This window comes from Paraburkholderia sp. J10-1 (assembly GCF_905220165.1).
GTDB lineage: Bacteria > Pseudomonadota > Gammaproteobacteria > Burkholderiales > Burkholderiaceae > Paraburkholderia.
The window spans coordinates 17,485-43,094 of the sequence record NZ_CAJMYW010000011.1; the positions used below are offsets into that span (position 1 = coordinate 17,485).

The window sequence follows — 25,610 nt, forward strand, 5'->3', positions numbered from 1 at the left end:
CATCGTCGCGGGTTTCATCGTCGTCATGCGCGCTCGCTCTGTGGCCACGTCAATAGGCCGAATAAGGGACGACCGGCCGCGGCGGGAACGGCACCGGCCCCTTCTGCGGCGAGAAGAAGTAGCGCATGTAAAGCACGCCCACGTTCGGCGCGTAGTCGCGCGAGCGGTCGATCGAAAAGCGTCCGCCCACCACGAAGTGCTCCGTCACACGGTATTCGAGCGCGGCTTCGATCGTATAGCTGAAGCCGCCGCCCGAGCCGCCGCCGAAATACGGCGAGCCGAGATCGTTGGCGCTCATGAACGCGAGCGCCTGAGCCTGCAGGCCTGGCCGCGTGGGGTAGAACGGCGACTGGTTTTCATTCGTGAACGACATGCCCACCGACCCGTCGATCTCCCACGAAAGCTTCTTGTAGCGGCCGGTCCAGTCGAGCGGAATGCCGATCGAAAAATAGCTTTGCGGACTGTAATAGCCGCCGTTACCAAACGTGTAGTTGTGCTCGTTCTTCGAGTACTTCCAGTAGTTGAGGATCAGGCCGCTCGACACGATCTGGTCGGGCCGCCTGAACACGGACCAGTCGTAGCCGCTGCGCACCTTGAACTCCTGGTTGGTCTCCACGTTGGTGCCGGTCAGGAGTCCGAAGCCGATGCTCGTGAAGATCGTGCCGGGCCCGAAGTCCTTCGCGCCGCGCACCGTGAAGCCATTGCGCACCACGCCGCCCCACTTCTCGCCAGTGACCGGATCGATGCCGCCCGCGTACGAAACCAGGCTGGCGGTCACGGGCCGGCGCGAGACGTCGAGCGACAGCGACGAACTGTTCTGGAAGTCGTGGCGGTACTGAATGCCGCCCAGCACGCTCGTGATCGGAAAGCCCACCGGCGTGCTGCCGATGTCGGCGCGCCAGCTATTGTTCGCGCCGCTGAACTCGTAGCCCGCTGCGAGCGCGACGCCCTTGGCGGTCTCGTTGATGTTCCCGAGTCCGGCGTTGCCGAGCGCCGCGATCTTGCCGTACTTGGACGCGGTGTCGAGGTCGCCGCCGGGCAGCGTGCCGGCGTTCAGGTAGACCGTATCGGCATGGAAGAAATAATGGCCCGTGTAGCCGTCCGGAATGCGCACGTAGAGCGGGACTTCGGTGGCGTGCAGTTCGGAAATGCCGGGGTCGCCCGAAAGGTTCGACTGATACCAGCCGGTCGCGACCTGCCCCTGCTTGCGGTCTTCCAGACTCTGCAGCGCGCGGCCGGCCGATGTCGTGCCATCGGCGTCCGGCTGCGTGCCTTCGGCCTCTTCCTGCGTGCGCGAAGTGCGATAGAGGTTCGCGGCCTCGTTGTAGTTGCCGCGCGCCTGCGCCACGCGCCCCGCCTGGATCGTGATGTCCGGGTTGTCCGGATATTGCTCGCGCAACGGATCGACCACGGCGGAAGCCTCGTCGTTCAGCCCGAGCGCGGTGAAGCGCCGCGCCACGGCAAGGCGCGTGTCGATGTCGTTCTCCGCGGTGTCGGCCAGCACTGCGCGCACCATGTCGGCGGCCTCCCGGTCTCGGCCCATGCGCTCCAGCATACGCGCAACGGCGAGGCGTGCATCGGCGTCGTCGGGTTGCGTGGCGAGCACCTTCTGCGCCGCGGCCATCGCACCCTTGTAGTCGCCCTTCGCGTCGAGCAGATCCACCTCTTCGAGGAGCCACCGCCGGTTCGACTTGAGGCGGTCGGGCACGGCGTCGAGCGTGTGGCGTGCGGCCGTGAGGTCGCCCGCTTCGATCTGCCGGTCGGTTTCGCGCACCGCCAGGCGCAGCTCCTGGTCGTCGAGACTGGCCAGCTGCTCCTCGGTGATGCCGGGCTGATCGCGCGTGGCGTCGATCCAGTTCGCCCACGCGTCGTCGCGGTTGGCCGCCGCCAGCAGCTCGCCGTAGCGCACCCGCGCGCCGTTGGCCGCCGGGTCGTCGGGGTGCGCCGCGAGCCAGTCCTGCACGAGCTTCAGGCCCCGGTCCGGCTCGCCGATGGCGATCCACTCGCGCCCGACCGTGGCGAGCATCTGCGGGTCGTTGGCCGCGTTGGCGTCGGCGGCGGCGGAGTCGAGCAGCGCGCGCGCTTCGTCTTCCTTGCCCTGGGCGATGAGCTGGCGGGCCTGCGCGATCTTCTTCTGCGCGGCGAGGTTGCCTATCAGCTCGCGCATGCCCTGGCTGCGTTCGGCCTCTGGCACAGCCGCGAGCTGTGCGGCGGCCGCGTCGACGTCGTCCACGGAATTCAGGTAGAGCGCCGTGGCGTAGCGCATGTCGGGCGCCTGCGAAACTTTCAGGCCGTCTTCCATGACCTGGCGGCCCAGCGCGGGCAGGCCCAGATCGCGGTACTGGCGCGCGAGCGTGAAGCGCGTCCAGGCGTCGTCGGGCGTGAGGCGCACGGCCTCTTCGAGTTTCGCGATGGCCGGGCTCTTGCGGTTGTCCGCGAGCAACTGGTCGGCCTGGATCGAGAGCAGCTCGGCGTGCAGGCGTTTGAGCTCCGCCGTCGAACCGCTCACGCGCGGCGTCGTGGCAGCGATCAGCGGTTCGATTTCGTTTTCGCGATGGGTTTCGCGCAGCACCGTCACGAGGCCGCGCAGCGCGTCCATGTCAGGCTTGGGCGCGTTCACGAGTGGACGCAGCACGGCTTCGGCTTCGGGCCACTTCTTTTGCGCGATGAGCGCGCTGCCGAGTATGTCGCTCGCGGTCGTGTTGCCCGGATCGAGCTTGAGCGCCTCGCGCGCGAGCGCTTCGGCTTGTTCCGGTTTGCCTTGCGAATTGGCGTCGCGCGCCTTCGCAATGGTGCCCCAGATGGTGGCCGTCTTTTCGAGGCTGCGCCACTTGCCGGCGTTGTCCGGGTCGAGCTTTTCGGCGCGCGCAAACAACTCGCGCGCCTCGTCGTGGCGGCCTTCGCGCAGCCGCACGAGGCCGAGCGCGCCAATGGTTTCGCCGTCGTTGGGGTTCGCGCGCTGCGCGCTTTGCAGCGAGGTTTCGGCGTCCTTGAGATCGCCGCGGTCGAGTTGCGCGAGGCCGCGCGCGCGGTCGGCGGCGCCGGGGCCGGGCCGGGCGCGGGCCTGAGTCGAAGCGCCGCTCGTTGCAGCCGCACGCGAGGGTGCGGGCGCGGTGACGACGGCCTGCGGGTTCTGCGCCTGCGCGAGCGCCTGCGCCTGGCCCTTCGCGCCGAGCTTCTTGCCGAGATCGGCCACGGTCTGCTGCGCGTCGGTGTCGTCGGGCACTTCCTGCAAATAGCGCAGATACCACACGTAGTAGGCCGGATCGTCGCGCCCGGCGCTGCCGAGTGCGCGGCGCCACAGTTCGAGCGCAAGCGCGCGATTGCTGTCCTGGCGCTGGTACACGCGATAAATGAGGTTGAGGCCTTCCATGCGCGTGTCGGCGCGGTCGGTGAGCAGGTCGCCGAGGATCAGCGCGAGGCGCGGATCATTCGGATTCTGCTTCACGCGCGTGCGCAATTCGCTGATCGCCTGCGCGCGGCCCGCGGTCGTACCGGCGAGGATGCGGTAATAGTCGCGTGCGAGATCGCCCGCGGGCGCGCCGTTCGGAAACAGCTTGAGCAGGCGTGCCGAGGCTTCCTCGCTCTTGCCCGCGGCCGAGAGCAGACGGATCTGGGCCATCTCCATCTTGCCGCTCGTGGCGATGCGGTAGGCGTCGTCGAGTTCCTTCGTCGCGCTCGCGTTCGGGGCGATTTTCTTGAGCTGCGCGAGGATTTTCGCGGCCTCGGCCGGGCGGTTCGAGCGCAGCTCGATTTCGCCGAGCAAGGCGAGCGCGTCGGGCTGCTTCGGGTCGAACAGCAGCGCTTTTTGCACGAGCCCGCGTGCGACGTCCGGACGATTCTTGCCTTCCCACATGCGCGCGGCCGAGAGCAGTTGCTCGGCCTGGGCGCCTGGCGTGGCGGCGTTGGCCGCTGGCTGCGGAGCCGTCTGCGCGGAGGCAGGATACGGCGACGCGGCGACGAGTAGCGCAACGAGCGGCGCGATGTTCGGCAACAAGCGGCTCGGCGGCGTGCCGGGACTGGCGAGGCCCGGCAGCGCGCACGCAGCGAGGCGCCGCGCCTCACGGCGCGCGCTGCGCGCACGAGCGGCGCGGCGAGCAGACGCGAGGGCGTTCAGCGCGGCGTGGGGCATGCGCTCGTCCATGCTGGGGCAACGCGGCCTTGCGCGTCGAAATGGTAGAGGCCGTCGAGGTAGCCGAGCCCGAACAGCATCAGCACGCTGCTGTAGTAGCCAGGCGGCGACTTCTGCGCGAGGGTGCGGCTGCGCTCGGCCTGAGCGTTCGCGAGATCGCTGCGGCCAAGCGCGGCCAGGTACGGCGCGACCGCGGCGGAAAAGCCGCCGTTGCCCTCGTTCGGCCCCGCTGTACCCGTAGTCGTGTCGACGCGCTCGGGCGGAAAACCCTGTGCGCCGACAAAGTCCGCGAGCGGCTTGAAGGTGGCGAGCGTGCTGGCGCGCAGCGGGTCGTCGCTCGCGAGCATGCCGGCCCACAGGTACACGCGAATGGCGTTGTAGGCGCTTTCGGCGTGCGTTTGCGCGTCGGGGGCGAAGCCGCCTTTCGCGTGATATTCCACCCAGTCGGGCGAGTAGCCCTTGGGCGCGGTCTCGTTGACGAGTCTCGCCGAGGAAGCCAGCAGCGCCTTCCATTCGCTCGCCTGCGGCAGCGCGAGCATGAAGCGCCGCATGACCTGGAGCGGCACGTAGCTCGGGTTCAGGCGCCAGCCGTCCTTGCCGATCGTGAAACCCACGGGCCCTGGCAGCACCGTGCGCCCAAGCCCCGGCAGCACGGCAGTTTCCTCGCGCACGATGTTGCGGGCCATGATCGTGCCGAGCGCGGTATAGCGGCGCTCGTTCCAGAGGCGCCCGGCTTCGAGCAGCGTATAGGCGATCCAGAGGTCGGCGTCGCTGGCGGGGTTGCTGTCGATCACGCCCCACTGGGGCTCGCCGGCGTGCGCGGCGCTGGCCGGCGCGGGAGCGGAAGCGTCCGCAGCCGCGACCGGCTTGCCGTCATCGCCGATATCGCGGCGCCCCCAGATCCATGCGGGCAAATGCGAGGCGAGATCGCCCTGCGCGAGATTGTTTTCGGTCCACGTGAGGACCTTGTCGAAGCTCGCCCGGTCGTTCGCGACCAGCGCGAAGAAGAGCGCGTAGGACTGCCCTTCGGAAACGGTGATCTGGCGAGGCGTGCTCGCGTCGATCACGCGGCCGTCGGCGCTCAGCAGCGTGCTGCGGAATATGCTCCATGCGGGCCAGGCGCAGGCGGCGGGGCTGGCGGACTTTGCGGCGGTAGCGTTTGCACCTGGCGCACCTGGCGCACCTGGTGCGGCCTGCGCAGCCGCGTGCGCCGTGGCAGCCGGCATCAGCAGTGTCAGTGCGGCGAGTGTCCCGAGTGGCCCTGGCGGCGCGAGCGGCGCGCAGGCGAGCGCGCCGGCCGTGAGCCAGCGCGCGAACCGGGGCGCGAGCCGTGGCGCCAGAGCCGGCGCGACCGTAGCCAAACCCGGGCGCATGATCAGGTCCCGGAGCGGCGGGTGGCCATGCGGCCGAGCGCCCAGAACACGGTGAGCGCAACGATCAGACCGGCCAGAATGCCCGCGAGCGCCATCAGCGACGGGTAGCGCGAGATCAACACCCAGGCGCGCGCATACCACGGCAGATCGCCGACGAAATAGCGCTCGCCCACGCGCAGGCCTTCAACCTGGCCGTGGCGCACGAGCGTGAGGTCGCCGTGCATCTGCGAGATCCTGGCGCCGTCCTGAAGCGCGTCGAGCACGTCGCCGAGCTGGGCCGACGAGGTGGTGGCGAGCGCCACCACGCTTCTGCCCGACTTCAGCGGCGACTCGAAGCCGATCAGCGCCGCCATCGGTCCGCCGAGCGTGACGATCGAGCGACCCGACGGCGTCGGGTCTTCGTCTTCGGTGCCGCCAAGCCAGCCGGGCCAGCCGGAGCGCTGGTCGCGCGTGGTCACCTCGGTCCTGCCGCGCTCGATGAGAAGCGGCAGGTCCTTGCCCCACTTTTCGAGCAACTGCGCGCCCGAGCCCACGCCGAGCACGAGCAGGTCGCTGTTGCGCACGGTGTCCACCTGGCTGGCCGGTACGATCGTCAGGCGCAGCGAGGGCAGGCCGGTCCACTGGCCCATGTGGCCGAGCAGCGTGAGCACGGCTTCCTGATCCTTCGTGTCGGGTTCGTCCGGAATCACGAGGGCCGTCTCGGAGAGGTCGGCCATGCGCGTGAATGGATAACCGCTGTTCGCGAAGTAGGCGAGATTGGGCAGCGCCGTGTAGTGCGCGAAGCCGCTGAAGTCGATGACCGAGTCGGGATCGACGGCCGCACGCGCGACATCGGTGGCGGTGGACGTGCACAGGCCCGTCTTCTGCGAATCGATATGAAACTGGAACTGGAACTGGTTGTCGCTGCCCACGCGGAACGCGGGAATCTCCAGATTGGTCGCAGCGCGCGTGTCCGAGCCCGAGAGCAGCGGCACGTTGATGCGCGCTTCGTCGGCGGCACGCGTGACGGGCCGCAGCCGCTGCGAGCGCACGAGCTGATCGTTGATGCTCACGTTGAGCACCGAGTCGTTCCACGCGGAAGGCGCCGTGTAGCGATAGCGGATATCGAGCGGCACGTTGCCCCGCGCCCACGCGTAGAGGTCGGCGGGCACGCGCAGATTCACGCGGATCGCGGGCGGGTTGTAGCCCGACACCTGGAGCTGCTGCGGGTCGGTGACCAGCTCGCGGAACAGCACGGGCCGGTCGGTGGGCACCCAGTTCGGCGCGTCGTAGGGCTTGCGCTCAGGCCCGAGATCGATCGACTTCACCATCACGCTGTTGCCCGTCATGCCCGCCTGCCCGAGCGCGAGTGCATAGGCGGCGTTCTGGAGTTCCTCGGGCGTGCGGCCCGCGAGCACGAGGAGCTTGCGTCCCGACTGCGGATCTGCGGCCGGGTTCGCCATGACCGAGATCGTGGGGCCCGTGATCTCCGGCAGCTTCAGCCCCTCGGGCACCTGCCCCGGCAGCACGAGCGCGATGGCGTTGGCGTCGGGTGGCACCGTGCGCGTGACCGGGAAGCGCGAGCCGCGATAGCTCGCGAGCGCGCCGAGCCACGACGAGACCACGCCCGCCGCACGCAGCACGGGCACGCCCGCGTTGGCGGCCAGCACGAAGGGCACGCGCACGAGCCGGTTGTCGTGGCGGTCGAAGAACGGCACGGGCAGCAGCGCAAGACTATCCGGCAGGACGATGCCCGCCGTGTTGAGCGTGAGCGACGTCTCGGGACTCACGTCGGCCCAGAGGCTCGAATGATAGGCATCCTCGCAATGATCGAGCGTGTAGTGCGCGATCATCTGCACGGTGATGCGGTTGTAGTCGGTGAAGAGGCGCGGATCGAGATCGATCTCGCTCGTCACGAGTTGCCCGGCTGTCTCCTTCACGAGCGGAATCGTCGCGACGACTTCACCGTTCACAAACACCTTGAGATGCGAAAGCGACCAGATCAGCGAGGGCGAGTAGGTGTAGACGAGCTTGAGCTTCGCGCCAGTCACCACTTCGTCGGTGCGCACGTCGACGCTCATGCCGGCGGTGGGATCGAGCCCGCGCAGCGCGATCGGCCCGTACACACCCATCTGGCGCAGCGTGAACGTGCGTGAGCGCGGCTCGCCAAGCGGCGCGGGCGCGGCAGGCCCGGGAATGACGGCGCCGGGCGCCGTCTGGATGACAACGGGCCCGGTCACCGCGGCGGAGGCCGCTGCCGGCGCGGCAGCGGGAACGTCGCTTGCTCCGGGCGCTGCCGCCTTGGTGGTCTGTGTAGCCGCGATAGCCGATTTGTCCACCGCGAAGAGGCTCGCCCCCAGCAGCAATCCGGCGACGAGCGCGCCCAGCCCAACTTGAACGGATAGTCGCATCGCAACAGCCCTTTGTTTTCTTCGCAGTGACTGTCTTTATCCAGTAAAGACAGCGATCAGGGATATTAGCGGCGTGGTGCCGCCAGTCGTTATCTCGAAACGGCGTCAATGTGGGTGGAGTGTAGCGGAGAGCAGAGGATCGTGCCCTATGAATGCACGTGTTTATGCCTGTTGCGTAGCGCGCGCAGACGACGGGCCGGCGCGGCCTGGCGGCCGATTTGACAGTTGCGCGCGTGGGTGCGGCGGCCCGCTTGGGGCGTTTGACAATTCCTGAGCGCGCAACAAAGAGCGGCGGCGTTGCGAATGCGCAACGGGGTCTTGCGCCTCGCGTGCCGAGTCAGCTTTCAGAGTCATTCAATCAGGATGCCGAACTGATGTTGCGCGAGCGGATGCGGTAATCTTGGCAGCGTGATCCAGACGGGGAACAGGGTAATGAACGAGCAAACGTGGCAAGCAGTGGATGACTGGTTCTGCGACCGGCTGATCGGCCCGGATGACGCGCTCGACGGCGCGCTCGCGGCAAGCGCGAAGGCGGGCCTGCGTGCGATCAACGTGGCGCCGAATCAGGGCAAGTTTCTGCATCTGCTCGCGCGCATTCAGGGCGCGCGGCGCATACTCGAAATCGGCACGCTGGGCGGCTATAGCGCGATCTGGCTTGGGCGCGCGCTGCCCGACGATGGCGCGATGGTGTCGCTCGAATTCAGCCCGGAGAACGCGGCCGTTGCGCGCGCCAACATCGCGCGGGCGGGGCTCGATGCGAAGGTCAAGGTCGTGACGGGACTTGCGCTCGAATCGCTCGACGCGCTGATTGCGCAAGGCGAGCCGCCGTTCGACTTCGTGTTTATCGACGCGGACAAGAGCAACAATCCGAACTACCTCGAACGCGTGCTGAAGCTATCGCGTCCCGGTACGGTCATCGTTGCCGATAACGTGGTGCGGGAAGGGCGCGTGGCCGATCCTGCCCATCACGAGGACGATGTGGTCGGCTTGCGGCGCTATTTCGACATGCTGGCTCACGACAAACGGCTGGAGACAACGGCTGTGCAGACGGTGGGAAGCAAGGGCTGGGATGGGTTTGCGATTACCGTGGTGGGCAGATAACGAACGTGTGTTGTCCGTAGACATACGGCAAAAGCAAAAAGGGCCTGGCAGATGAACTGCCGGGCCCTTTCTTCACAGTGCTATGTGCGCTCGATTGCCGATCAGAAGTCCGTCGTCATCGAGAACAGCACGGTACGCGGCGCACCCATCGTCAGATAGCCGCCGTTGGTCGACGACCAGTACGCCTTGTTCGCGAGGTTATACACGTTCGCGCGGAACGTAGTCGGACGCCCGAACACGTTCGTCGCATAGCGCGCACCGATATCCACCGTGTCCCATGCCTTGATCGACATGGTGTTGGCCGCGTCGAAATACTGCGGACCCGTATGCGTCCAGCGCGCCGAAAGCGTGAGGCCCTGAACCCAGGGCACGTCGTACTCGGCGCCCAGGTTGAGCAGGAAGCTCGGCACGCCCACCGGCGTCTTGCCGTCGGTCGAGCCGCCGTCGGTGTCGAGTTGCACGGCGTTGATATAGGTTGCGCCCGCAATCAAACGCACGCCCTTGTACACCTCGCCGAACACCGAGGCTTCCACGCCGCGATGGCGCTCGTTGCCGTTGGCCACATAGGCGCCCGCGCTATTGGTGTACGTCTGCGGCTTTTCGAGCTGGAACAGCGCGAGCTGCGCGCCGTACTTGCCGTTGTCGTACTTGGCGCCCACTTCATACTGCTTCGTGCGTTCCGGCGCGAGCTGCGCGCCATAGTTCGTCGTGCCTTGAGGGGCAATGCCGCCTGCCGAAAGCGACTCGCTGCGGTTCGCGTAGATCGACACGTTCTCCCACGGCTTGACCACGAGGCCGAACAGCGGCGTGGTGATCGAGTCGTTGTAGTTCGACGTTTGCAGCAGCGTGGACGACGAGTAGCCGTTCGACAGAATCTCCTGGTGACGCACGCCCACCGTGAACAGCACGCGGTCATGGAAGAAGCCGAGCGTGTCCGAAGCGGAGATGCTGCGCAGCAGGTTCAGCGCCGTGATCGGCGGGTTGCCGTCCATGCCGGCCTGCATCGTGGTGGCCGGATACGGCACCTGCGGCGTGTTGTAGAGATCGGTCGTGAACGGGCCGCCATAGGTCCAGCCCGACTGCGTTTCCACGCGCACGATCGAGGCGCCCGCGGTCACGAAGTGGCTCACCGGGCCGGTGTCGAAGTGGCCGCGCACGCCCGCTTCCGCCGAGGTCGCGCCTTCCTTGCGCACGACGCCCAGGCGCGAGCCATAGGTGTTCGTGGGATCGGTGTAGTAGGGCGAGAAGTATTCGCCGTGCTCGTTCGTGTGGCGCACGCCGCCCGTCACATACGCGGTCCAGCCGGGCAGGAAGTCGTATTCGGCGCGCAGGATGCCGACCGTGTCTTCGGCATCGCTATACGACCAGGTTTGCGCGTAGTTGTGCGTGGCCGAAGGCACGGCCGGGATCTCGTCGCCGAGGACGTAGACCACCGGGCGCCCGTCCGACACGTGCTGGCGCTGATACAGGAAGTCGCCTTCGAGGCGCAGCTTGTCGCCGCGCCAGTCGAGCGCCACGGCCGTCTGGTTGTTGCGGCGGTTTTCACCGTCGATGCTCGTTTCGCCGTCGCGGTTCGACTGGTTCACGCGAATGCCGAACTGGTCGTTGTCGCCGAAGCGGCGGCCCACGTCGATATGCGTGCCGAACTCGCCCGAGGCGCTGCCTTCGAGCGTCACGCGCGTGAGCGGTTTGTCGTCGGCGCGCTTCAGTTGCAGGTTCACGCTGCCGCCAATCGCGCTGCCGTTGGGCGAGGCGCCGTTCACGAACGCGCTCGCGCCCTTGAAGATGTCCACGCGCTCGAGCGCGGCGGTCTCGACGAGCTGGCGCGGCGTGATGCCGTAGAGGCCGTTGAGCGAGATGTCGTCGCTGTCGAGCGTGAAGCCGCGAATGACGTAGATCTCCTGGAAGTTGCCGTAGCCATAAGCCGTGCGCACAGCAGGATCGTTCGAGAGCACGTCGCCGATGGTGCGCGCCTGCTGGTCTTCGATCAGCTTCGCCGTGTACGTCGCCATGCTGAACGGCATGTCGATGTTCTTCTGCGAGCCGAACACGCCGAAGTCGCCGCCGCGCGCCACCTGGCCGCCGCCGAAGGTCGGCTGCAGATCGCCCGGCAGCCTTTCCTGGGCCGCTTGCACTTTCACGGCGGGCAGCGTGGCGTTGCTTGCGTCACCGGTTGCGGCGGCGCCGCTCGCTGCCGTGGGCGTTGCGGCAGCTTGCGCGAATGCCGCGGCGGGCAGGCTGAAGGCGACAGCAATGGCGGCGAGGATGGCAGCGCGGGAAGTCGGGAGACGCGAAGGCAAGTTGAAAGACGAGGACAAACGTGATGCGGACATAAAAAGGGTTCGTAGCAAGGTAGCGCTGGCGCTCCGTGATGCCTTGGTGCTGCGCTCAGGCTCCGGGCGAATGGTTATGCTTTGCCGGTCAGACAGGGCTCGCGGAGCTGGCCCCATGAGCGGCCCGGAAAAGTATGCGGATTGTATTGCAAATGAGAATGCTTGTTATTTAAATATTGCTGTCAATAGGTGTATTCAGCGTTTACGCAACAATTTCAGCATCAGGCATTCGATGTGGGCGCAACGAAAGGTTCGAAAAATTTCAGGGTCGTAAGACTTGAGTGCGTACGCTTTCACTCAACGTTGCGCGCTCAACCAACGCAGCACGCGGTCCTGACTGCCGCATGGGAAAAACCCGGCCCGGTTCGTTCGCAAGAGGGTTTGTTTGCGGTGCCAATAAGCAGATTCGATACCTTTAGGCAGTCCTTTCGTTGGTTCGCGAGGCGCGCCCAAACCTACAATGGGGCTTCGTGATGAAGGACGTCTGGTGAACCGGAAATGACTGAACAATCGATGCTCGTGGTGAGCGCACACAGCGCGGATTTCGTATGGCGCGCGGGCGGCGCGATTGCCCTGCACAGGAAGAACGGCTATCGCGTGAAAGTGGTGTGCCTCTCGTTTGGCGAGCGCGGCGAGTCGGCGAAGCTCTGGCGCAAGGGCCCCGACATGACCATCGAGAAAGTGAAGGCCGCGCGCCGCGAGGAGGCGCTCGCCGCCGCGGAGATCCTGGGCGCCCAATGCGAGTTCTTCGATCTGGGCGACTATCCGCTGCGCGTTTCCGATGAAGCGCTCATGCGCCTCGTCGATGTGTATCGCGACGTGCAACCGGCCTTCGTGCTGAGCCACTCGCAGAAGGACCCGTACAACTTCGATCATCCGCTCGCCATGCATGTGGCCCAGGAAGCGCGCATCATCGCGCAGGCCGAGGGCCACAATCCGGGGCAGAAGATCGTCGGCGCGCCGCCCGTCTACGCGTTCGAACCGCACCAGACCGAGCAGTGCGAGTGGATTCCGAACACCTTCCTCGACATTACCGAAGTGTGGGACGTGAAGCGCCGCGCCATTGAGTGCATGGCGGGCCAGGAACACCTTTGGGAGTACTACACGCGTGTCGCGCAGCAGCGCGGCGTGCAGGCCAAGCGCAACATCGGCATTACGGCGAAGCGCGACATTCAATACGCGGAAGGCTATATGCGCCTGACGCCCGCAGTAGTGGGAGATCTGTCATGAAACGCGGTGTAGTCGTCACCCAGATTCCGCGCGCCGACGCGCGCCACATCGAAATCCTCAAGGAAGCCGGCTCGGCCACCGTGCACGAGGCGCAAAGCCGTCTTGGCTTGCTCGCCACGTATTTGCGGCCCATTTATTCGGGCGCCGCGATTGCGGGCTCGGCCGTGACCGTGCTGATGCCGCCCTCGGACAACTGGATGCTGCACGTGGCCGTGGAGCAGTGCCGTGAAGGCGACGTGCTCGTGGCCGCGCCCACGTCGCCCTGCGAAGACGGCTACTTCGGCGAACTGCTCGCCACCTCGCTTGCGGCGCGCGGCGTGCGCGGGCTCATTATCGACGCGGGTTGCCGCGACGTGCGCGCACTGAAGGCGATGGATTTCCCGGTGTGGTCGAAGGCCGTTTCGGCGCAAGGCACGGTGAAGGAAACGCTCGGCTCGGTGAACGTGCCGGTGGTGTGCGCGCAGCAGATCGTGCATCCGGGCGACGTGATCGTGGCCGACGACGACGGCGTGGTCGTGGTGCCGTTCGACACGGTTGCGAAGGTCGTGGAAGCGACGCAGGCGCGCCTTGCCAAGGAAGAAAAAACGCGCGCGGTGCTCGCCGGCGGCACGCTCGGCCTCGACTATTACGGCATGCGCGAGCGCCTTGCCGAAAAGGGCCTGCGCTACGTCAACACTGCGGCAGACGCTTGAGTCCGGTACGCACGACGCACTAGCAGCAAGCACGAAAACGAGCGCCGCAAGGGCGCTCGTTTCGCTTTGTGACTACATGAGGCGTTGCGTCAGAGAATGCGCTCCAGCGCCTTGGCGAGCCTGCCGACCGCGCCTTCGACGTCATGCAGTTTTTCGAGGCCGAATAATCCAATGCGGAAGGTCTTGAAGTCTTCCGGCTCGTCGCACATCAGGGGCACGCCGGCCGCGATCTGCAAGCCGGCGTCGGCGAACTTCTTGCCGGATCGTATGCCATCGTCGTCGGAGTAGCTGACCACGACACCCGGCGCCTGAAAACCTTCGGCCGCTACGCTTCTGAACCCCTTGCTCGCGAGCAGCGCCCGAATGCGCTTGCCGAGTTCGAGCTGCTCCGCCATCACCTTGTCGAAGCCGTAAGCCTCGGTTTCCTTGATCACGTCGCGCAGCGTCGCGAGACTGTCCGTGGGCATCGTGGCGTGATAAGCGAACCCGCCGTTCTCGTAGGCTTCCATGATCTGCAGCCACTTGCGAAGATCGCAGGCGAAGCTGGTGCTGGTCGTGGCATCAATGCGTTCGCGGGCGAGCGAGTTGAGCATGACCAATGCGCAGCAAGGTGAAGCGCTCCACCCCTTTTGCGGGGCGCTGATCAGGATATCGATGCCGCTCGCCTCCATGTCGACCCAGACCGTACCGGAGGCGATGCAATCGAGTACGAACATGCCGCCTACGGCGTGCACAGCGTCGGCCACCGCGCGCAAATACGCGTTGGGCAGCATCATGCCGGATGCGGTTTCGACATGCGGCGCAAAGACCAGATCGGGCTTGTTCTCCTTGATCGCAGCAACGACTTCTTCGATGGGCGGCGGTGCATAGGCGGCTTGCCTTCCCTGTTCGACCGGGCGCGCCTTCAACACGATCGATTCAGACGGAATGCCGCCCATGTCGAAAATCTGCGACCAGCGGAAGCTGAACCAGCCGTTGCGAATGACGAGGCATTTCTTGTTCGTCGCGAACTGGCGGGCAACGGCTTCCATGCCGAAAGTCCCGCTGCCCGGAACCACCACGACCGACTTCGCGTTGTAGACTTTTTTCAGCGACGCGGAGATATCTCGCATGACGCCTTGAAAGCGCTGCGACATATGATTGATCGAGCGGTCGGTGTAGACCACTGAATATTCGAGGAGTCCCTCGCGGTCGACGTTGGGAAGTAAACCTGGCACGCTCGCCTCCGATAAAGGATGAACATTGTGAGCAGTATTTGCGGTTCGCTACTGCCGCACCAATGCAAAATGTTTTATGCCGCGACGGAAATAGATTCTAACGAAAGCCGTCTGTCGCTTGGGGCATATTTTTACCGGCTATCCGGCGCACGCATGAAGCGTCGCGTCGCCCGTGACAATGGTGCGATGCGGCAGAGTCAGTGTCTGCCTTGGTTGCGCGCGGGCGGCTGCGGATTATTGGCCGGGTTCGTATCGAACCGGCTCACGCTTTCGATGCCCACCTGATCAGCAAGGGTGGAGAGCCGCGCATACAGCGAGTCGGCGGCCTCGCTGTCGTAGACCTCTTTACTGCGAACGTAGACCGAAAACGACTTCAGGTATTTCGCTTTTTTCTCGCGATTGTCAATCGTGTCTTTCGTCCATTGATACAACGGATAGCGCTCGCGCCCCTCGCGTTCCGCTGCGTCGACATAGTCGGCGAACGCGTCGAACTGACACTTCAAAGAGGCGTCGTGCTCGCGCAAAACAGCTTCGAGCAAATCGCGCCCGTCGTAGGGCCTGCCCGCACGCAGCGCATCGGCCAACGCGGGGGTGACGGTGATACGGACCTGGAATTGCCATGCTTCTGCCATGTATGCACTCCCGCGCTGGCGAACCACTACGCTCTGTCGCACGACGATCAGCCCGCGCGCCGTCCCTCCACCACGCGCGTTGCGGGCGCAACGTCCATTACCGCGAGCCGGATCGCGTCGATCAGCGCACGCGCCGCAGGCGAGGGCGAGCCCTGCGCGCGCAGCGTGAGCCCGATATCGCGGCGCGTGTGCTGCAACGGCACGTCGAGGATCACCAACTGGCCCGACTCGATTTCGTAATGCAACTGCTGCGCCGAGAGCGCCGTGATCATGTCCGTGCCGAGCAGCAGCCCGCGAATCACGGCGAGGTCAGCGGTTTCGACCGTGGGCAGCGGCGGCTTGAGCTTCACGCGACGGAACTGCGCCTCGAGCAGCCCGCGCGAGGGCGAATGCGTGCGCGAAAGAATCCATTGTGCGTCACGCAGATCGTTCAGCGTGAGACCATGCTTTTTCGCGAGCGGATGGTCATGCCGCGCGAGCACCACCATGTCCTCCGACATCAGCCGCTCGTTGCCAAGGCCGCTGGCCGCGTCGTTTTCGCGCAGCGCGCCGAGCACGAAGTCCACGTCGCCCGCGCGCAGGCCCGCCACGAGCAGCTCATAAGCGCTTTCGTCGGTCACCACGCGCACGCCTGGATGCTGCGCGGAAAGACGCGCGATCGCGGCGGGCAGGATCAGCGTGCGGCCCAAAGGCAGCGCGCCCACCGTCACCGAGCCCTGGATATTGCCGTGCAGCGCCGCGATATCGTCGGGCACGTGGCGCAATTCGTTGAGCGCGCGCCGCACGTGCAGCAGGAACGTTTCGCCTTCAGCCGTAAGCAGCACGCCGCGCGGTCCGCGATGGAAGAGCGTGACGCCCGAGCCGCTTTCGAGCACGCGCATGGCGCTGCTCACCGCGGGTTGGCTGATGCCGAATGCATTGGCCGTGCTCGGCATGTGGCGATGCCGCGCCAGCGCGACGAATAGCTGCAGCCGCCGTGTGTTGAGCAGATACGCGGGCAGCGTGCCTTCGCTCAACGCGCGACGGCGCGCCTGGCGCGCGGCGCACCACTGCGCCAGCTCTTCCAGTTCGCCAAAAATGCGCGCGCAGCGCTCGAGCACCACGCGGCCCACGGCCGTGGGCAGCATGCCCGATGGCTTGCGCTCGAAGAGCGGCGCGCCGAGCGCCGTCTCCAGTTCCTGTACCGAGCGCGTGACGGCCGACTGCGCGCGATACAGGGCCGAAGCGGCGCGCGTGGCGCTGCCGGTGTCGGCAACGAGGCGAAAGGCGCGCAGATGCGCGAGATTCAGGAGTTCGGGCTGGCTCACGGCGCGATCATGTCGTTTTGGGTGGGATACGTGCCGTGTCTCATGCGGCCACTGCGGCGGCAACTGCGGCGCCAACTGCGCTCAGATGCAGGCGGTCGACCGAGAGATTGAGGCTCTCCTTCGAAATATGCGTGTGCTCTTTCATCAGCGCTTCGACGCGCGCGCCTTCGCCGTTCACGAGCGCGCCGACAATCGCGTGATGCTGGCGGTGCGCATACGAGAGCATCATGAACTGGCGCTGCTGCGCGGCCTTGTCGAACACCACCGTGCCCGGCGAGACGAATGGAATCTTGTCGTTGAGCGCGAGCGCGGCGCTCACCGCGAGATTGTGCGCCGCTTCCACAATGAGTGCGTGGAAGCGGCCGTTCATCGCGGCGTAGCGCGTTTCCGCTTCGCTGTCGAGCACGCCGGCCGCGAAAATCGCGTCGCCCTCGCGCAGGCAGTCTTCGAGCGCGCGCGCGAGCGCCGCATCCACACCGCGCTCGGCGACCGTGCGTGCGGCGAGTCCTTCGAGCACGCCGCGCACGTCAATGGCGTTGAGCACGTCGGTCACCGAAAAGCGCCGCACGGTATAGCCGCGCGCGCCCGAGCGCTCGACGAGGCCCTCGGTGGCGAGCACACTGAGCGCGTAGCGCAGCGGCGTGCGTGAAATACCGAGGCGCTCGGCGAGCTGGGCCTCGACGAGCCGCTCGCCGGGCGCGAGTTCGCCGGACAGGATGCGCGTGCGCAGCGCCTGCACGATAGTTTGCTGGGTCGTCCCGTTCATGTCTTGCGTGAATCGCAGTGTGCGAGGCGCGCGGCGTATGGCGCGCGTGGCCCTTGCGAGTTCGTTCTTTTGATATCTGTTTCGTTTATGAGGGCGTTGCCGGGGCGGATCTCCCGCACTTCCCGCAATGGTCTTTCAGGATACCAAAAACCGTTACGGCGCGCGGGTTTGAGCGATCGGCCGAGTGTGTGAAAACGCTCAAAAGCCCTGAATTCATGAGGAAAAGGAAAAAATTCGTGGTTAACCCTTGCTTACGGTTTGGGCGGCATTTTTGTAATTTCGTATCCCAATTGATGGATCGAAGGCGTCTGCCGACGTATCCGGTCCAGCGCGGCGCGAGTGCGCCGCATGAACAGCAGCAGAGGGCAAGATCATGGCAAGAATAGTGGGCGGCATCGGCACATCGCACGTGCCGACAATCGGCATGGCATACGACAAGGGCAAGCAGAACGAACCCGCGTGGGCGCCGCTCTTCCAGGGGTACGAACCGGTGGCGCAGTGGCTCGCCGAGCGCAAGCCGGACGCGCTCGTGATGTTCTACAACGACCACGCCAACAGCTTCTTCTTCGACTGCTACCCGACCTTCGCGCTGGGCGTTTCCGCCAGGCACGAGTTCGCCGACGAAGGCGCGGGCAAACGCGCGCTGCCGGACATTGCGGGCCACCCCGACCTCGCGATCCACATTGCCGAGCAACTCGTGAACGACGAGTTCGACCTCACGATCTTCCAGGACAAACCGCTCGACCACGGCTGCAATTCGCCGCTTTCGCTCATGCTGCCGCACGAAGGCGGCTGGCCCGCCGCGCTGGTGCCGATCCAGGTGAACGTGCTGCAGTATCCGCTGCCGACCGCCAACCGCTGCTACCGGATCGGCCAGGCGCTGCGCCGCGCGATCGAATCGTTCGAGCAGGACCTCGATATCGTCGTGGTGGGCACGGGCGGCCTTTCGCACCAGGTACACGGCGAGCGCAGCGGCTACAACAACACCGAATGGGACATGGAGTTTCTCGACCTGATCGTGAACGATCCGGAGCGCCTCGCTCGCATGAAGCACGTGGATTACGTGCGCCTTGGCGGCGCGGAGAGCGTGGAGACGATCATGTGGCTCGCCATGCGCGGGGCGCTGGGCGGCAAGATCCGCGAAGTCCATCGCAACTACTATCTTGCGACCAGCACGGCGATGGCGGTCACGGTGTACGAAGAAGAGGGCCAGCAATGAATCCGCAACTGGCTGGCATCGAGGAACTCACGGGCACCTACCCGTTCGACATTCGCCAGAGCATGAAGGCCATGCGCCTGAACCGCTTCTTCTGGGAAATGCGTTTGCCGCAGGCGCGCGAACTGTGGCTGAGCGATCGCAAGGCCGCCTACGACGCAGCGGCGCTTACCAACGAGGAGCGCGCGCTCATCGACGCAACGGACTGGCTCGGCCTCATTCAATACGGCGTGTGCTTTTTCGTGCTGGAGAAGTTCGCGCGCGTGGTGAAGATCACGAATCTCGGCATGTACGCGAGCATGCGCGGCGAAACCCTCGAGGCGTTCCTGAAGACGCGCAAGGTGCCCGACGCGGTTTGATCGCTCGATCGACCGTTTTATCCCGCTTGATCTCCCGATTCGCTTTTGCGCTTAAGCGGGCGTTTTGCCCGCTCGAGCGCGTTTGACCCGCGCGGCCCATATGCCGCGCGCTTGCTTGCGGCTCGCCTGATCTCGGGGTGGCGAGCCGGATAACCTTCGATGCTCGAATAAACAGGTTTGTTCAAAACAGGAGACTTGGAGAATGCAGGATCATAAGCAGTACAAAAAAATTGCATTGGCGATTATGGGGGCCATCGGCGCGATGGCATGCGCGGCACCTGCGTTCGCGCAAAGCAGCGTGACCCTCTACGGGATGATGGACACGGGCATTACCTACGTGAGCAACCAGGGCGGCAAGCACAACCTCAAGATGGACGACGGCGTGAACGGCCCGAACCTCTGGGGCATCACCGGCACGGAAGATCTGGGCGGCGGCACGAAGGCCTTCTTCCAGCTCGTCAACCAGTTCCAGGTGGACAACGGCGCCTTCATGCCGAACAAGAGCCTCTTTAGCCGTACCTCGATTCTGGGCCTGAGCAACGACAAGCTGGGCAAGCTCACGCTCGGTAACCAGTACGACTTCATGACGGACTCGTTGTATTTCGCAGGCAACGATCCGGCGGAACTCTCGGGCCACTTTTATGATTTCCGCGCGGGTCCGTTCCAGAAGCTCGCGCTGCCGAACAACGCGACCGGTGCGTTCGACTGGGACCGCATGGCAGGCGAGACCGTCAACAACTCCGTGAAGTATCTGTCGCCGACGTTCGGCGGCTTCAGCGCGGGCGCGATGTACAGCTTCGGCGGCGTGGCCGGTTCGATCGGCACGGGCAACGGCACGAGCTTCGCGCTGAACTACTCGGCGCATGACTTCGGCGTGAACGCGGCCTATACGAATCTCAAGACCGTCGTGACGGGCGAAGGCGACGTGAGCGTGCGCAACTGGGGTATTGGCGCGCATTACCGTTTTGGCGGCTGGATTACGAATGCGCTCTTCACCACGGTGCATAACTCGGCCAACGGCGGCTCGGTGTACGAGGGCTCGGTAGGCGCGCACTACAACTTCACGCCTGCGCTGAGCGCCGGCGCGTCGTACATGTACATGAAGGGCAACGAGGTGGTCGACAACAATCACGCTCACCAGGTCGCGGCGATCGTCGATTACGCGCTCTCCAAGCGCACCAGCGTGTACGTGCTGGGCGTGTACCAGCGTGCCAGCTCGGGCGGTCTTGCGCAGATCAACGGCATGAACTCCTCGGACGGCGCTTCGAGCGGTCAGAGCCAGGCGGTTGCGCGCGTGGGCCTGCATACGCACTTCTGATGCACGTCTAGCCTCATTTTCTCCGGTAGTTGTTTGACGCCGCCCGGTCGCCTGATCGCGCGGCGTTTTTTCATGCTGCGCGTCCTTTCACGCAATGCACGCGAATTGGGCAAAATAGCGCCAGTCGAAACAGCACTCGCGTGACGAGAAAGGAAGTTTCATGACGGACACGGTGGATTGCGTCGTGATCGGCGCGGGCGTAGTTGGTCTCGCGGTTGCGCGAGCGTGTGCGCGGCAAGGCTGGGAAACCGTCCTCGTCGAGGCGGAAAACGCCATCGGCACGGGCACCAGTTCGCGCAACAGCGAAGTGATACACGCGGGCATCTACTATCCGCAAGGCTCGCTCAAGGCGCAGCTGTGCGTGCGGGGCAAGCGCCAGCTCTACGCGTATTGCGAAGAGAAGGGTGTGGAACACAGCCGCTGCGGCAAGTTCATCGTCGCAACACAGGAAGGGCAGCTCGACGCGCTGCGCGCGATTCGCTCGACGGCGGCCGCCAATGGCGTGAACGACCTGCGCTGGCTCGAGCGCGACGAGGCGCGCGCCATGGAGCCCGCGCTCAATTGCGTGGCGGCGCTCGAATCGCCCTCCACGGGCATTGTGGACAGCCACGGCTTGATGCTCGCGCTGCAGGGCGACTTCGAAGCGGCGGGCGGCATGCTCGCGTTTTGCTCGCCGGTCACGGGTGGCCTGGTGACGCCGGGCCAGCCGACGCTGCTCAAGGTTGGTGGCGACGAGCCGATGGAATTGCTTGCCACGCGCGTGGTGAACAGCGCGGGCCTCTACGCGCAGCAGGTAGCGGCTTGCATCGAAGGCGTGCCGCAGCAATCGATCCCGCCGGTGCGCTACGCGAAAGGCAATTACTACTCGCTTACAGGCGCGGCGCCGTTTTCGCGGCTCATCTACCCTGTGCCGGAGGAAGGGGGCCTGGGCGTCCATCTGACGATCGACCTTGGCCACCAGGCGCGCTTTGGCCCCGACGTGCAGTGGATCGACACGATCGACTACACCGTGGACCCGGGCCGCGCGGCGAAATTCTACGAGGCGATTCGCACCTACTGGCCAGCGCTGCCTGACGACTCGCTGCAACCGGGGTATGCTGGCATCCGCCCGAAGCTGGCCGAGGGCAAGCATGGCGGCGACTTCGTGATCCAGGACGCACGCGAGCACGGCGTAAGCGGGCTCGTGAACCTCTACGGCATCGAGTCGCCGGGGCTGACGGCTTCGCTCGCGATTGCGGACGAGGTGGTCGAACGTCTAAACATGAACTGACTGCAGTCGCGAATCAACGCGAATCACAAGGAGAACAGGATGGTCTACGAGATGGCGCATATCGCAGTGAGCGCAGGCAAGAACGCCGAATTCGAGGCGGCCGTGGCGCAAGCGCTGCCGCTCTTTCACCGTGCGCGCGGCTGCCGCGCCGTGGAACTGCAGCGCGGCGTGGAAGAGCCGAACCAGTATGTGCTCGTCGTGCAGTGGGATACCGTCGAGGATCACATGGTGCACTTTCGCGAGTCGGATGACTTTCAGGAGTGGCGGCGCCTCGTCGGCCCGTACTTCGAGAAGCCGCCGGTCGTGGGGCACACGCAGGTCGTGGTGAAGTAACTCGCAGGGCGCGGGCGGCGGCAGTGTTGCTGCCCGCTGCGCTTACGCCTTGATATCGAACCCATCCACGTAGTGCACTGCATCTTCCCCGTCCCAAACGCGGCCATCGACGAACGGCGCGCTCACCGCGTCGCGAGGCACTTCAACCCCTATCGTCGCGGCCGCTTGCGCATACATCGCCGTCTGATTGAGCGCGCAAGCGATCTCGCGATAGTCACTTCGCCGCGCGAGCATGCCCCATCGTTCGAACTGCGTAAGAAACCACACGCCCTCCGATTCGCGCGGATAGTTCACGCGGCCTTCTTCGAAGAACTTCATTCCGGGCGCGTTCGAAGCCGCATCGGCTTCTAGCCGGGCCGCGATCAGCCTGGCGTCCACGCCCAGCATCTCGGGGCGCGCGAGCCACTGCGCAATCTCGCGCCGATTGCCTTCGCCGTCCAGCCAGCGGCACGCTTCGAGCATCGTCTGCACCAGGGCGCGCGCCGTATTCGGGTGGCGCGCCACGAAATCGCGCCGGCAGGCGAGCACTTTCTCGGGATGATCCGGCCAGATCGCCCCGCTCGCGATGATCGTGCGTCCCACGCCGCGCTGCTCGGCGAGCCCCGCCCACGGCTCGCCCACGCACAGGCCGTCGAGGCGATCTTCGGCCAGGGCGGCCACCATCTGCGGCGGCGGTATCACCACGCTCTCGACGTCGCGCAGCGGATGCACGCCCTGCGAAGCGAGCCAGTAATACAGCCACATCGCGTGCGTGCCGGTGGGAAAGGTTTGAGCGAACACGGGCTTGCGAGCGAGCGTCGCGAGCGCGCGCGGCAGCGAGCCGTATTCGGCGAGCGCGTCGGCAAGACGGTTCGAAAGCGTGATCGCCTGACCGTTGCGATTGAGCACCATCAGCACGGCCATCTCGGTTTGCGGGCCGCCAAGGCCGAGCTGCACGCCATACACGAGCCCGTAGAGCGAATGCGCGGCGTCGAGTTCGCCAGAGAGCAGCTTGTCGCGCAGCGCGGCCCACGAGGGCTGGCGCGAGAGTTCGAGCGTGAGGCCGTGCGCGTGGCCGAACTCGAGCAGCTTCGCGGCGACGAGCGGCGCGGCGTCGGCGAGCGGCACGAAGCCGATCTTCAGATGGGTTTTCTCGGGCGCGCCGAGCGTGGTGGTGGCGTTCATGGTCGGTCCTGCACGTCGCCCGCTGCGACGATCTGGCGGGCGACTTCGGCGAGCTTCACGCTCTGGTTCATCGCGCGCTTGCGCAGCGCCGCGTAGGCGGCGGGCTCGGTGAGCTTCTGTTGCTCCATCAGGATGCGTTTGGCGCGGTCGATCAGCTTGCGCTCGGCCAGCTCGTTCTCAGCCTGCGTGAGCCGCTCGCGCAACTGCGCTTCCTGGGCAAAGCGCGCGAGCGCGACTTCGAGGATCGGCGCAAGGCGCTCGCTCGCGAGCCCTTCCACGAGATACGCGGTCACACCGGCGCTCACGGCAGAGCGGATGAGCTGCTGGTTGGCGTCGTGGCTGAACATCAGCACCGGACGCGGCGCGGTGGCGTTCATCACCGCGAGCTGTTCGAGCGTGTCGCGCGAGGGCGACTCGGTATCGATGATGATGACGTCGGGCCGCTCGCGCTCGACGACGCGGTGCAGCGCCTGCGGTGTCGCAGGCTCGGCGAGCATGTCGTAGCCGAGCTTGGCGAGCGCGTCGCGCAGGTCGCCGATAGGCTTGTCGGTGTCGGTTACGAGCAGTACGCGCAGCATGGGGATTCGGTGGTCGTCGGCATGACGTCTTCGACGGTTAATCGGTGCATTGTGCGCCATCGCTGGGCGCGCATGAGTGTTCAGCAAGGTATGTGCCAGTTGGTCCCCTGGCCGGAGAACCTTGCCGGACGGAACTTTGGGCGCGGCGCAACGCACCGCGGCGCATGCTGCGTTGTGCACCGCAGCAGTGCGGGCGCCGGCGGGGCGCACCCAGTTGGCGCAGTGGCCGCGGGCGATGCACGAAAAAGTGCGGTCCGCACGGGCGCTCAGGCTTGCGCAGTCAGTGCGGCCAAACTCGCCTTTTGTGACGAAGGCATTTCAACTATTCTTTTTAGCGCACGCAGTCGGCTCCACGATTCCCAGCGCCAGCATTCTCACGACAATTAACCGGCCAATGGAAATGGAAAGACCTGCTTCCACCGATGCACCGCCCGCAAGTGCGACCGCAAGCCGGTCATGGCTGCGCTGGCTGCCCGGCGTCACGCTGTTCAAGACCTACCAACGCGCCTGGCTACTGAACGATCTTGCCGCGGGCCTCGTGCTGACCACGATGCTCGTGCCGGTCGGCATTGCCTATGCGGCGGCTTCCGGTGTGCCCGGCGTCTACGGTCTCTATGCGACGATCATTCCGCTGCTGGCGTACGCCCTATTCGGGCCTAGCCGCATTCTCGTGCTCGGCCCCGATTCCGCGCTCGCGGCGCCCATACTCGCCGTGGTCGTTCAGGTGGCCGGCGGCGACCCCGCGCGCGCCATCGGCGTGGCGAGCATGATGGCGATCGTTTCCGGTCTCGTCTGCGTCGTCATGGGGCTCTTGCGCCTCGGCTTCATTACCGAGCTGCTGTCCAAGCCCATTCGATACGGCTACATGAACGGCATCGCGCTGGCCGTGCTCATTAGCCAGTTGCCGAAACTCTTCGGCATCTCTATCGACGAGCAGGGCCCGATGCGCGACCTGTTCAGCCTCGTCGAGGGTGTCGCGCGCGGTGCGGCCAACTGGTACACCTTTGCCGTGGGCGCGGGAAGCCTCGTGCTGATCTTGCTGCTCAAGCGCTTTGACAAAGTGCCCGGCATCCTGATCGCCGTGATCGTGGCCACGCTCTCGGTGAGTCTCTTCCACCTCGACAGCCTCGGCGTCAAAGTGCTGGGCACGATTCCGCAGGGGTTGCCTGGGCTCTCGCTGCCGTGGGTCGCCAACGTGGACCTCGTCAAGATCGTCCTGGGCGGCGCGGCCGTCGCGCTGATCGCCTTCGCCGATACGAGCGTGCTCTCGCGCACCTATGCGGCGCGCTTTCATGCGCGCGTCGATCCCAATCAGGAGATGGTGGGCCTCGGCGTGGCCAACTTCGCGGCGGGCTTGTTCCAGGGCTTTCCGATCAGCAGCAGCGCGTCGCGCACGCCGGTTGCCGAGGCCGCGGGCGCCCGCACGCAGCTCACCGGCGTGGTGGGCGCGCTCGCGGTGGCGGCGTTGCTCATGGTCGCGCCCAATCTGTTGCGCTATTTGCCCAACAGCGCGCTGGCGGCCGTGGTGATCGCCGCCGCACTGGGGCTGTTCGAATTCGCGGATCTCAAACGCATTTACCGCATTCAGCAGTGGGAGTTCTGGCTATCCATCGGCTGCTTCGTGGCCGTCGCGGTGTTCGGGGCGATTCCCGGCATAGGCCTCGCCGTGTTGATCGCCGTGATCGAATTTCTCTGGGACGGCTGGCGGCCCCACTTCGCGGTGCTTGGCCGCGTGGAAGGATTGCGCGGCTATCACGATATCGAGCGCTATCCCGAAGCCGTGCGCACGCCGGGCCTCGTGCTGTTTCGCTGGGACGCGCCGTTGTTCTTCGCGAATGCCGAGCTGTTTGCGCAACGCCTGATGGAGGCGGTGGAAGCGTCGCCCACACCGGTGCGCCGGGTCGTGGTGGCGGCGGAGCCCGTGACGAGCGTGGACGTCACGTCCGCCGACATGCTGCGCGAGCTGACCCACGCGTTGCGCGAGCGCGGCGTCGCGCTGCATTTTGCGGAGATGAAAGACCCGGTGCGCGACAAGCTCAAGCGCTTCGATTTGCTCGAGGACATCGGCCCGGACCGTTTCGATCCGACCGTAAGCAGTGCTGTCGATCGCTATGTCGGCGAGGCCGGCCTCGCAAAGGACGAGGCCGGGCCGCAAGAGGGGCGCTAGTGTGACGGAAGTGCGCCGTTCGCAACGCTCGC

Annotated in this window: 19 protein-coding genes; 9 read left to right on the plus strand and 10 right to left on the minus strand. The window is 65.7% G+C overall.

Annotation, left to right across the window (positions count from 1 at the left end; translation table 11 throughout):
- Positions 1-49 precede the first annotated feature (49 nt).
- From U5A65_RS28650 to bcsB, 3 genes are all read right to left on the minus strand, one after another.
- Positions 50-4,132, minus strand: a complete 4,083-nt coding sequence (locus U5A65_RS28650) for a cellulose synthase subunit BcsC-related outer membrane protein (protein WP_321948610.1) — start codon at positions 4,130-4,132, stop codon at positions 50-52.
- Positions 4,114-5,358, minus strand: coding sequence for a cellulose synthase complex periplasmic endoglucanase BcsZ (gene bcsZ / locus U5A65_RS28655; RefSeq protein ID WP_415765824.1), 1,245 nt, complete (start codon positions 5,356-5,358; stop codon positions 4,114-4,116). The genes U5A65_RS28650 and bcsZ overlap by 19 nt, the downstream gene beginning before the upstream one ends.
- A 149-nt stretch (positions 5,359-5,507) precedes the next feature.
- The gene (gene bcsB / locus U5A65_RS28660; protein WP_321914137.1) at positions 5,508-7,895 is read right to left on the minus strand and encodes a cellulose biosynthesis cyclic di-GMP-binding regulatory protein BcsB; all 2,388 of its coding nucleotides are present in this window, start codon (positions 7,893-7,895) and stop codon (positions 5,508-5,510) included.
- Positions 7,896-8,327: 432 nt separating this feature from the next.
- Here bcsB and U5A65_RS28665 point away from each other — a divergent pair, with 432 nt between their 5' ends.
- Positions 8,328-8,996, plus strand: a complete 669-nt coding sequence (locus U5A65_RS28665) for an O-methyltransferase (RefSeq protein WP_321948612.1) — start codon at positions 8,328-8,330, stop codon at positions 8,994-8,996.
- 101 nt (positions 8,997-9,097) lie between these two features.
- On the opposite strand, the gene U5A65_RS28670 is transcribed toward U5A65_RS28665, so the two are convergent.
- A complete protein-coding gene (locus tag U5A65_RS28670; RefSeq protein ID WP_321948613.1) occupies positions 9,098-11,329 on the minus strand; it encodes a TonB-dependent siderophore receptor in 2,232 nt (743 codons plus the stop codon).
- A gap of 498 nt (positions 11,330-11,827) precedes the next feature.
- Between U5A65_RS28670 and U5A65_RS28675 the strand changes: the two genes are divergently transcribed.
- Both U5A65_RS28675 and U5A65_RS28680 read left to right on the plus strand, forming a co-directional pair.
- Positions 11,828-12,559 (plus strand): PIG-L deacetylase family protein, encoded by a 732-nt coding sequence (locus U5A65_RS28675; RefSeq protein WP_321914134.1) that lies wholly within the window; start codon positions 11,828-11,830, stop codon positions 12,557-12,559.
- Positions 12,556-13,251, plus strand: a complete 696-nt coding sequence (locus U5A65_RS28680; RefSeq protein WP_321914133.1) for a 4-carboxy-4-hydroxy-2-oxoadipate aldolase/oxaloacetate decarboxylase — start codon at positions 12,556-12,558, stop codon at positions 13,249-13,251. The genes U5A65_RS28675 and U5A65_RS28680 overlap by 4 nt, the downstream gene beginning before the upstream one ends.
- A gap of 89 nt (positions 13,252-13,340) precedes the next feature.
- On the opposite strand, the gene U5A65_RS28685 is transcribed toward U5A65_RS28680, so the two are convergent.
- From U5A65_RS28685 to U5A65_RS28700, 4 genes are all read right to left on the minus strand, one after another.
- Positions 13,341-14,468: an aminotransferase class V-fold PLP-dependent enzyme gene (locus tag U5A65_RS28685; protein ID WP_321936624.1), complete on the minus strand. Its 1,128-nt coding sequence runs from the start codon at positions 14,466-14,468 to the stop codon at positions 13,341-13,343.
- Between the two features lie 197 nt (positions 14,469-14,665).
- A complete protein-coding gene (locus U5A65_RS28690; RefSeq protein ID WP_321948614.1) occupies positions 14,666-15,100 on the minus strand; it encodes a hypothetical protein in 435 nt (144 codons plus the stop codon).
- 47 nt (positions 15,101-15,147) lie between these two features.
- On the minus strand, positions 15,148-16,407 hold the full coding sequence (locus tag U5A65_RS28695; RefSeq protein WP_321914131.1) for a LysR family transcriptional regulator: 1,260 nt from the start codon (positions 16,405-16,407) through the stop codon (positions 15,148-15,150).
- A 40-nt stretch (positions 16,408-16,447) separates the two neighbouring features.
- Positions 16,448-17,173, minus strand: a complete 726-nt coding sequence (locus U5A65_RS28700; RefSeq protein ID WP_321914130.1) for a GntR family transcriptional regulator — start codon at positions 17,171-17,173, stop codon at positions 16,448-16,450.
- A gap of 373 nt (positions 17,174-17,546) precedes the next feature.
- On the opposite strand from U5A65_RS28700, the gene U5A65_RS28705 reads away from it, so the two are divergent.
- The 5 genes from U5A65_RS28705 (at position 17,547) to U5A65_RS28725 (ending at position 21,669) form a co-directional block, all read left to right on the plus strand.
- Positions 17,547-18,392, plus strand: a complete 846-nt coding sequence (locus tag U5A65_RS28705; RefSeq protein ID WP_321914129.1) for a gallate dioxygenase — start codon at positions 17,547-17,549, stop codon at positions 18,390-18,392.
- Positions 18,389-18,748 (plus strand): protocatechuate 3,4-dioxygenase, encoded by a 360-nt coding sequence (locus U5A65_RS28710; protein WP_321914128.1) that lies wholly within the window; start codon positions 18,389-18,391, stop codon positions 18,746-18,748. Before U5A65_RS28705 ends, U5A65_RS28710 begins: the two co-directional genes overlap by 4 nt.
- A 202-nt stretch (positions 18,749-18,950) precedes the next feature.
- Positions 18,951-20,066: a porin gene (locus tag U5A65_RS28715; RefSeq protein WP_415765783.1), complete on the plus strand. Its 1,116-nt coding sequence runs from the start codon at positions 18,951-18,953 to the stop codon at positions 20,064-20,066.
- A 160-nt stretch (positions 20,067-20,226) separates the two neighbouring features.
- Entirely contained in the window at positions 20,227-21,336 is a 1,110-nt protein-coding gene (locus U5A65_RS28720; protein ID WP_321948615.1) for an NAD(P)/FAD-dependent oxidoreductase, read from the plus strand.
- A gap of 39 nt (positions 21,337-21,375) precedes the next feature.
- A complete protein-coding gene (locus U5A65_RS28725; protein ID WP_321914126.1) occupies positions 21,376-21,669 on the plus strand; it encodes an antibiotic biosynthesis monooxygenase in 294 nt (97 codons plus the stop codon).
- A 42-nt stretch (positions 21,670-21,711) separates the two neighbouring features.
- On the opposite strand, the gene U5A65_RS28730 is transcribed toward U5A65_RS28725, so the two are convergent.
- Both U5A65_RS28730 and U5A65_RS28735 read right to left on the minus strand, forming a co-directional pair.
- Complete coding sequence (locus tag U5A65_RS28730; RefSeq protein WP_321948616.1) at positions 21,712-22,833, minus strand: CmpA/NrtA family ABC transporter substrate-binding protein; 1,122 nt, start codon at positions 22,831-22,833, stop codon at positions 21,712-21,714.
- Positions 22,830-23,411, minus strand: coding sequence for an ANTAR domain-containing response regulator (locus U5A65_RS28735; RefSeq protein ID WP_321914124.1), 582 nt, complete (start codon positions 23,409-23,411; stop codon positions 22,830-22,832). The genes U5A65_RS28730 and U5A65_RS28735 overlap by 4 nt, the downstream gene beginning before the upstream one ends.
- 400 nt (positions 23,412-23,811) lie before the next feature.
- Between U5A65_RS28735 and U5A65_RS28740 the strand changes: the two genes are divergently transcribed.
- The gene (locus tag U5A65_RS28740; RefSeq protein WP_321914123.1) at positions 23,812-25,578 is read left to right on the plus strand and encodes a sulfate permease; all 1,767 of its coding nucleotides are present in this window, start codon (positions 23,812-23,814) and stop codon (positions 25,576-25,578) included.
- The last annotated feature ends 32 nt before the right edge of the window (positions 25,579-25,610 follow it).